The organism is Micromonospora sp. NBC_00421 (genome assembly GCF_036017915.1).
In the GTDB taxonomy this organism is placed as follows: domain Bacteria; phylum Actinomycetota; class Actinomycetes; order Mycobacteriales; family Micromonosporaceae; genus Micromonospora.
Genome location: NZ_CP107929.1, coordinates 3,108,180 through 3,118,770 on the forward strand (window position 1 = coordinate 3,108,180; position 10,591 = coordinate 3,118,770).

Here is a 10,591-nt window from a genome sequence, read left to right on the forward strand (position 1 = left end):
GAGGTCCGGAGCATCCGGGTCAGGCCGATCCGAGCTCGTCGTCGAGAAGGCTGAACAGCTCCTCGGCACTGGCGGTGCTGAGGTTGCCGTCGCCCGTGGCGGCGTCGTCGGTGCCGGCCTCGGCGTACGTCCAGAGCGACAGCAGCTCGCGCAGCCGGGCGGCGACGGCGGTGCGGTCGGTGTCCTCGGTGGTGACCGCGCGCATGGCGGTCTCCAGCTTGTTGAGCTCGCCCAGCACGGACAGCGCGGTGGTGGTCCGCTCGGCGAGCAGCGCGCCGCGCAGGTGGGCGACCATCGCGCCGGTGGTCGGCCGGTCATAGATCAGGGTCGACGGCAGGCGCAGCCCGGTAGCGGCGGCGAGCCGGTTGCGGAACTCCACAGCGGTCAGCGAGTCGAAACCGAGCTCCACGAAGCCCTTCTCCTCGTCGATGTCGCGGATCGAGGAGTAGCCGAGCACCGCCGCCGCGTGGGTGCGGACCAGGTCGGACAGCACCCGGTCCCGCTCTGCCTCCGGGGTGGCGGCGAGGGTGGCGCGGAGCGCGTCCGCCGCGTCGGCCGCCGGTGTCGCCGCGACCGGAGCGGCCCCGGCCGGGCGGACCAGACCGTGCAGCAGCCGGGGCAGTGCCGGGCCGAGCCGGCCGAGCAGCCCGTGGTCCAGGCTCACCGGGACGACCACCGCGTCGCCGAAGCGCAGCCCCTCGCTGAACAGCTCCATACCCTCGTCGGCGTCGAGCGGGTGGAAGCCGGCCCGGCTCATCCGCTGCTCGTCGACGTGTCCCTGCGGTCCCCCGGGCCCGTCGGGGTTGGCCCACGGCCCCCACGCCATCGAGGTGACGGCCAGTCCGCTGGCCCGACGGTGGTGGGCGAGCGCGTCCAGGAAGGCGTTCGCGGCGGCGTGGTTGGCCTGGCCGGGACCGCCGAACAGCCCGGAGGCGGAGGAGAACAGCACGAACGCGGCGAGGTCGAGCTTCTCGGTCAGCTCGTGCAGGTGCCAGGCAGCGTCCACCTTCGGCCCGAGGACGGTGTCGAACCGGGCCGGGGTGAGCGCCGGCAGCACCCCGTCGTCGAGGATGCCTGCGGCGTGCACGACGCCGACCAGCGGTCGGTCGGCGGGGATCTCGTCGAGCAGCACGGCGAGGGCGTCCCGGTCGGTGACGTCGGCGGCGGCGACCTGGGCGCTGGCACCGAGTGCGGTCAGCTCGGCGACGAGGTCCGCCGCGCCGGGTGCGTCCGCGCCGCTGCGGCTGACCAGCAGCAGCCGGGGCACGCCGTGCCGGGTGACCAGGTGCCGGGCGGCCAGCCGGCCGAGCACGCCGAAGGCGCCGGTGACCAGGACCGTGCCGGTGGACAGGTCGGGCGCCGGCCGGTCCTGCGGCGGCGGTCCGAGCCGGACCAGCCGGGGTGCCCGGAGCTGCCCGGCACGGACGGCGAGCTGCGGTTCCCCGGTGGCCAGCGCCGCCGGCAGCGCGACCGCCGAGCGGGGATCGTCGTCGAGGTCGAGCAGCACGAACCGGCCCGGGTTCTCCGACTGGGCGGAGCGGACGAGACCCCACGCCGTGGCGGCGGGCAGGTCGGCGGGCCGTTCGTCGCCGTCGACGCAGACCGCACCCCGGGTGACGACGACGAGCCGGGCGTCCGCCAGGACTTCCCGGGTGAGCCAGTCCTGGGCCAGCACCAGCGTCTCGTGGCTGACCAGGTGCGCGACCCGCGCGGGGCTCGGCTCGTCGGCGCGCAGTCCCGCGCAGCCGACGACCACCGCGTCGGGCATGGCCGCCCCGGCTGCCACGGCCGCCACCAGGTCGTCCAGATCCTGGTACGCCTCGATGCCCGGCCACCCCCCGGCGTCGCCGAGCACGGCGAGGCGGGCGGTCCGGTCCGTTCCCGGCTCGGGGGCGATCCAGTCGAGCCGGTGCAGCGACCGGTTGGCCGCGCGGCGGGCCGCGTCGAGCTGGTCCGAACTGATCGGCCGCAGGACGAGGGCGTCGAGGGAGGCGACGGGCACGCCGCCGGTGTCGGTGACGGTCGCCGCCACCGATCCCTCGGTCACGGTGAGCCGCACCCGCAGCTCGCGGGCCCGGGTGGGCGCGAGGGCCAGCCCAGTCCAGGAGAACGGCAACCCGGGCTGCGCCGCGCCGGGCTGCGACGGGGCGTCCTCGGCGCGGCCCAGGGCGCTGGCGCCGATGGCGTGCAGGGCGGCGTCGAGCAGCGCGGGGTGCACCGAGAACCCGACGGCGTCGGTGGTGGCCGCGTCGGCGTCCAACGCCACCTCGGCCAGGATGTCGTCGCCGTGCCGCCATGCCGCGCGCAGTGCCCGGAAGACGGGGCCGTAGTGGTAGCCCTGCTCGGCCAGGTGCGGGTAGAGCGTGTCCAGCGGGATCGGTTCGGCGTCGGCGGGCGGCCAGGCTCCGGCCGGGGCCACGGTCACCGCCCGGGTGGGGGCGAGCAGGCCGGTGGCGTGCCGTTGCCACTGCCGGGCCGTGCCCGGTCGGTCGGTGCCGTCGTCGACGTGGGAGTGGATGGTCACCGGCCGGCAGCCGTCGCCGTCGGCCGGCCCGACGCTTACCCGCAGGTCGACGCCGCCGGTCTGCGGGACGACGAGCGGCACCTCCAGCACCAGCTCCACCACGTGCGCGGTGTCGACGGTCCGACCGCTGCGGGATGCCAACTCGACCAGGGCGGTGCCGGGCAGCAGCACGGTGCCGAGCACTGCGTGGTCGGCCAGCCACGGGTGACTGGCGAGCGAGATCCGCCCGGTGAGCAGTAGGCCGTCGTCGCCGGGCAGGTCGGCTGCGGCGCTGAGCAGCGGGTGGTCCACCGCGTCGAGGCCCGCCGACGGCAGTCCGGCCCGACCGGTCCCGCCGCGCGCCAGCCAGTAGCGGTCCCGCCCGAACGGGTAGGTGGGTAGGTCGAGGGTGGGTGCCGGGGTGAGGACCGTGGTCCAGTCGACCGGCAGACCGATCGCATGCGCGGTAGCCAGACTGGTCAGCAACCGCGTCGGATCGTCCTCACCACGACGCAACGTACCCAATACATGCCCGGTCACCCCCGCGTCGTCGAGGATCGCGGTCACCGGCATCGTCAACACCGGATGCGCCGACACCTCCACGAACGTCGTGTAACCCGCCCCCACCGCCGTCCGCACCGCCGCATCGAACCGCACCTGACCCCGCAGATTCTCATACCAGTAACCACCATCCATCGCGGTGGGATCAGCCCACCGCCCGGTAAGGGTGGACACCATCGGCGTGTGCCCCACCTGCGGAACCACACCGACCAGATCGGTCAGCATCTGCTCCCGGACCTGCTCCACCGCCGGGGAATGCGACGCATAGTCGAATCGGATCGGCCGCGCCCGCACCCCCTCGGCCCGGAACGTCTCCACCAACTCCGCGACCTGCCCCGGCGGACCCGACACCACCACCGACGCCGGCCCGTTCACCACCCCCACCACCACCCCAGGATGATCAGCCAACCGGGCCGTGACCTCGTCGGCGGGCAGATCCACCGCCGCCATCGCCCCCGACCCCGCCAACATGCCAAGAGCACGAGCCCGCAACGCCACCACCCGCGCCGCATCCTCCAACGACAACACACCCGCCACACACGCCGCCGCGATCTCACCCTGCGAATGACCCACCACCACCCCCGGCACCACACCCGCCCCCCGCCACACCTCCGCCAACGACACCCCCACCGCAAACAACACCGGCTGCAACACCTCCACACGCTCCAACCACGACACATCCCCACCCGTCAACACCGACACCAGATCCACATCCACAAACGGCGCCAACGCCCGCTGACACTCCGCCAACCGCGCATCAAACACCCCACAACGACCCACCAAACCCGCCGCCAACCCCACCGACTGACCACCCTGACCCGGAAACACGAACACCGGGCCAACAGACGAACCAGCCACACCCGTAACCACGTTCCCCGCCGGCACACCCGACGCCACCGCCTCCAACCCGGCGAGGAGATCCGACGCACCAGCCCCCACCACCACCGCCCGCTGGTCGAAGGTGGACCGCGTGGTGGCGAGGGACCAACCGACCGCCGCCGGGTCAAGACCGCCATGCCCACGCACGTACGCCGCCAGCCGACCCGCCTGACCCGCCAGCGCCTCCTTCGACCGCGCCGACACCGGCCACACCACCACGTCCGAGTCGACAAGCCCCGGAGCAACCTCCACCGGCAGCCCGACCTCGTCAGCCTGCTCGATGATCACGTGCGCATTCGTGCCGGAAATACCGAACGACGACACCGCCGCCCGACGCGACCGCCCCACCACCGGCCACGGCCGCGCCTCGGTCACCAACTCCACCGCACCCGCCGACCAGTCGATATACGGCGACGGCTCATCCACATGCAACGACGCCGGCACCACCCCGTGCCGCATCGCCTGCACCACCTTGATCACACCCGCCACACCAGCAGCCGCCTGCGCATGCCCGATGTTCGACTTCACCGAACCCAACAGCAGCGGAACCTCCCGCCCCTGCCCGTACGTAGCCAACAACGCCTGCGCCTCGATCGGATCACCAAGCGTCGTACCAGTACCATGCGCCTCCACCACATCCACATCCGCCACCGACAACCCCGCCGAAGCAAGGGCCTGCCGGATCACCCGCTGCTGCGACGGACCATTCGGCGCCGTCAACCCATTCGACGCACCATCCTGATTCACCGCCGAACCACGCACCACCGCAAAAACCCTCCGACCCTCCCGACGGGCATCGGAAAGCCGCTGCACCAACAACATCCCCACACCCTCGGACCAACCAGTACCGTCCGCCGAAGCAGCAAACGACTTACACCGCCCGTCAGCCGCCAGCCCGCCCTGCCGGGAGAACTCGGCGAAGGTGTCCGGGGTGGCCATCACCGCGACGCCGCCGGCGAGGGCGAGGTCGCACTCACCCCGGCGCAGCGCCTCGCCGGCCAGGTGCAGGGCCACCAGCGACGACGAGCAGGCGGTGTCCACTGTCACCGCCGGTCCCTCCAGGCCGAGGGTGTACGCCACCCGGCCGGAGATGACGCTGTGCGCCCCGCCGGTCATCAGGTAGCCCTCGGTGCCCTCCGGCACCTCGGTCAACCCGGTCCCGTAACCGGAGGTGGAGGCGCCGACGTACACGCCGGTACGGCTGCCCTTGAGGCTGGTCGGGTCGAGCCCGGCCCGCTCCAGGACCTCCCAGGACGCCTCCAGGGTGAGCCGCTGCTGCGGGTCCATGGCCAGGGCCTCGCGCGGGGAGATGCCGAAGAACACCGGATCGAACCGGGTCGCGTCGTACAGGAAGCCGCCGGCCGGGGCGTAGCCGCTGTCCGGGGCGGGGACGTCCCAGCCCCGGTCGGTGGGAAACGGGCCGATGGCGTCAACGCCGTCGGCGACCAGCCGCCACAGCCCCTCGGGACTGCCGGCGTCTCCCGGGTAGCGGCAGGCCATGCCCACGATCGCGATCGGCTCGTCGGCACCGACGAGGGCCGTGGGCGCGGCGGGCGCGGCGGCGTCGGTGCCGAACACCGTCTCGCGCAGGTGCCGGGCCAGGCCGGCCGGGGTGGGGTGGTCGAAGACCAGAGTGGACGGCAGTCGGAGCCCGGTCACCTCGTTCAGCTTCGTGCGGAAGTCCACGGCGGTGAGCGAGTCGAAGCCGAGGTCCTTGAACGGCCGGCCGCGCAGGTCGTCCGGGGTGGCGTGGCCGAGCACCCGGGCGGTCTGCTCGTTGACGATCCGGAGCAGTTCCCGCTCCTGCCCGGCATCGGACAGCTCGGCCAGGTGGCGCAGCGCCCCGGTCACGCCGGGCGGCGCGGCGGCAATCTCCGCCTCGGCCTCCGCGAGCGCCCGCACCTGCGGAAGCTCGGACAGGAACGGGCTGGGCCGGGTCAGGGTGAAAGCCGGGTGGAAGCGGCTCCAGTCGACGTCGGCGATGGTGACGCAGGGGGTGGGCCGGTGCATCGCCCGGTCCAGGGCGACCAGGGCCCGCTGCGGGTCGATGGTGGGCAGGCCCATCCGGTGCAGTTGCGCGGTGGCGGTGTTCTTGGCGGCCATGCCGTCGGCGCCGCCCCACGCCGTCCAGGCGACGGCGGTGGCGGTGAGGCCCCGGTCGCGGCGGTCGACGGCGAGCGCGTCGAGCAGCGAATTGCCGGCCCCGTACGCGCACTGGCCGGCGCTGCCCCACACCCCGGAGATCGAGGAGAAGAGCAGGAACGCGGCGAGCGGCCGGTCGGCCAGGCACTCGTCGAGGTGCAGCGCGCCGAGCACCTTGCCGGCGACGACTGTGGAGAACTCGTCGAGGGAGGTGCCGGTGAGCGGCGTGAGCTGGTCGGTGCCGGCGGCGTGCACCACAGCGGTCAGGTCGGGCAGCGAGTCCAGCAGCACCGCGACGGCCTGCCGGTCGGTCACGTCGCAGGCGGCGGCGGTGACCCGGCCGTCGGCGCCGTACTCCTGCAGAAGCCCGGCCAGGGCAGGGGCGGCGGCGCCGCGCCGACCGACCAGGACGACGCGTCGGGCACCGCGCTCCACCAGCCACCTGGTGACGTGGCCGGCGAGCGCCCCGGTACCGCCGGTGACCAGGACGGTGGCGTCGGCCCAGGGGTCCCCCGCCGGCCGTTGCGGGGCGGGGGCCGGGGCGAGCCGGCGACCCCAGACGCCGCCGGCGCGGACGGCGACCTGGTCCTCCCCGCTGCCGCCCGCGAGGACGGCCCCGAGGCGACGCAGGACGGCCTCGTCGACGGCGGCCGGCAGGTCCACCAGGCCGCCCCAGCGGTGCGGCTGCTCCACGGCGGCGGCGCGGCCGAGGCCCCACACCAGGGTCTGCAGCGGGTCGGTGACCCGGTCGGCGGGCCCGGCCTTGACCGCGCCGCTGGTGAGGCACCAGACGGGGGCGGCCAGATCCAGGTCGCTCAGGGCCTGTACCAGCACGAGGGTGGTGGCGGCGGCGACGCTCAGCCCGGGGTGCGCGGCCAGCAGCCGGTCCTGTCCGGCGACGACGTGCAGCACCCCGGCGACGGGCTGGTCGCCGGCCACCGCGCGCAGCCGGTCGGCCAGCGTCGCCCGGTCCAGGTCGTCCGCGCCGACGCGCAGCAGCGCCGGTTCGTCGCCGGCCGCCCGGAACAGGCCGACCAGGTCGTCCGCCCAGGTGGGCGCCGCGTCCGCCGGCAGCACCAGCAGCCAACGCCCCGCCGGCCGGTCACCGTCGGCGACCGGCACCGGCTTCCACACCACCTGGTACGACCAGCCGTCCACCACCGAGCGGTCGTGCCGGTTGCGGCGCCAGGAGGCGAGCACGGGCAACGCCGGCAGCAGGGCGTCCACCGGGTCGGCGTTGCCGGCCGGGTCGGCGCCGAGCTGGTCACGCAACGCGTCGACGTCGGACTGCTCGACGGCCGCCCAGAACTCGGCGTCCGCGCCCGTGGCGGCCTCCACCTGGGCGGACGGGGGCGGCTCGGGCCAGAACCGTTGGCGGTGGAAGGCGTACCCGGGCAGCCGGACCCGACGCGGCTCCACGCCGGCGAACAGTTCCCGCCAGGCGACAGTGACCCCGGCGACGTGCAGCTCGGCGAGGGCGGTCAGCAGGGACGCCGGCTCGGGCCGCTCCCGGCGCAGCGACGACACCGCGACGGCGTCCGCGCCGACGATCTCCCGGGTCAGCGCGGTCAGCACGCCGCTCGGGCCGACCTCCAGGAACGTGCCGACGCCGAGGGCGCGTGCCCGCTCCACGCCGTCGGCGAAGCGGACCGCCTCGCGGACGTGCCGCACCCAGTACCCGGGGCTGCGGATCTCCTCGGCGTCGACCGGCGCACCGGTCACGTTGGACACGATCGGCAGGGTCGGCGCTTCGAGGGTCAGCCCTTCCAGGACGGCCCGGAACTCGGCGAGCATCGGCTCCATGAGCGGGCTGTGGAAGGCGTGGCTGACGGGGAGGCGTCTGGTGCGTACGCCACGATCGGTGAACCGGCGGTCGACCTCGGCGACGGCGTCGGCGGCACCGGAGACCACCACGGCGGTGGGACCGTTGACGGCGGCGACGCCGAGCGGGCCGTCGAGGTCGGCGAGGACGGCCTCGACGTCGGCGAGACCGGCGGCGACCGAGAGCATCGCGCCGCCGGCTGGCAGGTTCTGCATGAGCCGACCCCGGGCGGCGACCAACGCGGCGGCGTCGGCGAGGGTGAGCACCCCCGCGACGTGGGCGGCGACGACCTCGCCGATGGAGTGGCCCAGCAGCACGTCCGGGGTGACGCCCCAGGATTCCAGCAACCGGTACAGGGCCACCTCGACGGCGAACAGTCCCGCCTGGGTCCAGAGCGTCTGGTCGAGCAGGTCGGCGTCCCCGGTGCCCGGGTCGGCGGCGAGGACCGGCGCGAGCGGGCGGGGCAGGTGCGGGTCGAGCGCGGCGCAGACCTCGGTGAGCGCGCGGGCGAAGACCGGGAACGCCGCCGCCAACTCCCGGCCCATACCGGCGCGCTGGGCGCCCTGGCCGGAGAACAGGAACGCGAGTTGCCCGCCGCGCGGCCCGTCGCCGACGACGAGACCGGCGGCGACCCCGCCGTCGGCGAGCGTACGCAGGTCGCGCGGCAGGTCGGCGCGGTCGGTGGCGAGGACGACAGCCCGGTGCTCCAGGGCGCCACGGGTGGTGGCGGACGACCAGCCGAGGTCGACCAGGCCGGCGGGGTCGGCGTCGGGGGCGGTGTCGAGCCACTCGGCCCAGCGCCGCGCCTGGGCGGCCAGCCCGGCGGCGTCGCGGGCGGACAGCAGCACGGGCACCAGCCCGGCAGCCGCCACCGCGGCCGGGCCGGCCGCCACCGCCGGCGCGGCCTGCGCGGCGGCGGGGTCGGTGCCGGGGGCCACCGGTGCGGCGGCGTCCGCGGTCTCGGCGGGTGCCTCCTCGATGATCACGTGCGCGTTGGTGCCACTCATGCCGAACGAGGAGACGCCCGCGCGGCGGGGCTGCTCGCCGCGCGGCCAGGGCAGCGCCTCGGTCAGCAGTGACACCGCGCCGGCCGTCCAGTCGACGTGCGGGGTGGGCTCGTCGACGTGCAGGGTCGCCGGGAGCAGGTCGTGCTGGAGGGCCAGCACCATCTTGATCACCCCGGCGACGCCGGCGGCGGCCTGGGTGTGCCCGATGTTCGACTTCACCGAGCCGAGCCGCAGCGGCCGGTCCGCCGGCCGCCCCTGCCCGTACGTGGCGAGCAGCGCGGTGGCCTCGATGGGGTCGCCGAGGTTGGTCCCGGTGCCGTGCGCCTCCACCGCGTCGACCTGTTCCGGGGAGAGGCGGGCGCTGGCCAGGGCCTGGAGCACCACGCGCTGCTGGGAGGGCCCGTTGGGGGCGGTGAGTCCGTTGGAGGCGCCGTCCTGGTTGACCGCGCTGCCGCGCACCACGGCGAGGACGGGGTGGCCGTTGCGGCGGGCGTCGGAGAGTCGCTCGACCAGGAGCACGGCGACGCCCTCACCCCACCCGGTGCCGTCGGCGGCTCCGGCGAACGCCTTGACCCGCCCGTCGGCGGCGAGCCCGCGCTGGCGGCTGAAGCCGACGAACGCCGCGGGGGTGGACATGATGGTGGCACCGCCGGCCAGCGCGAGGGTGCACTCACCCTGTCGCAGGGCGTGGCAGGCGAGGTGCAGCGCCACCAGGGACGACGAGCAGGCGGTGTCGACGGAGACGGCGGGGCCCTCGACGCCGAGCACGTACGAGATCCGGCCGGAGACGACGCTGGCGGCGGTGCCGGTGAGGACGTACCCCTCGACGCCGGGCGGGGGCGGCTGGAGCAGCGCCGCGTAGTCCTGGCCGGTGGTGCTGGCGAACACGCCGACCTGGTGACCGCGCAGGTCCGCCGGGTCGATGCCGGCGTGCTCGAACGCCTCCCACGAGGTCTCCAGCAGCAGCCGCTGCTGCGGATCCATGCCCAGCGCCTCGCGGGGGGAGATGCCGAAGAAGCCGGGGTCGAACTCGGTGGCCGAGTCGAGGAAGCCGCCCTGCCCGACGTACGAGGTGCCGGGGTGGTCGGGGTCGGGGTGGATCAGCCGCTCCAGGTCCCAGCCCCGGTCCGTGGGGAAGTCGGAGATGGCGTCGCGGCCGTCGGCCACCAGGTGCCACAGGTCCTCGGATGAGCGCACCCCGCCCGGGAAGCGGCAGCCGATGCCGACGATGGCGATGGGCTCCCGGTTGGCCGCCTCCAACTCCCCGAGCTTCCGCCTGGTCTGGTGGAGGTCCGCGGTAACCCATTTCAGGTATTCCCGGAGGGTATCTTCAGTCGCCATTAGCGCCACCTTTTCGGGCCGGAAAAGAGCGACCCAATACCGTCCACAGACGCCTCAAGCTGCGACACCACAGCCGTTCAGCCCGATCACGAATTGCAATAATCAACAGCGTTGCGGTCCTACCGGGAGGAAGGTAATTGTCGGCCGGCGACGGTCACAACCCCTACGGTGCCCCTACGGTCAGCCCCTAGAGGACCGCCACCGGACCGGCCGCAGGCTGGTGCGGGGCCACCCCGAACGCGATATGCCCGCGGCCCGGCGGGGCCGGTCGCGACGGCGGTAAGTGCCTCCGCGACCGGCCCCGCCGACGTGCCCGACGATGGCCGGTCAATAGGT

General features: G+C 74.5%; 1 protein-coding gene. It reads right to left on the bottom strand.

Features of this window, described 5'->3' with window-relative positions; genetic code table 11:
• Window positions 1-19 precede the first annotated feature (19 nt).
• The gene (locus OHQ87_RS13115) at window positions 20-10,255 is read right to left on the bottom strand and encodes a type I polyketide synthase (RefSeq protein ID WP_328348245.1); all 10,236 of its coding nucleotides are present in this window, start codon (window positions 10,253-10,255) and stop codon (window positions 20-22) included.
• Window positions 10,256-10,591: the final 336 nt, after the last annotated feature.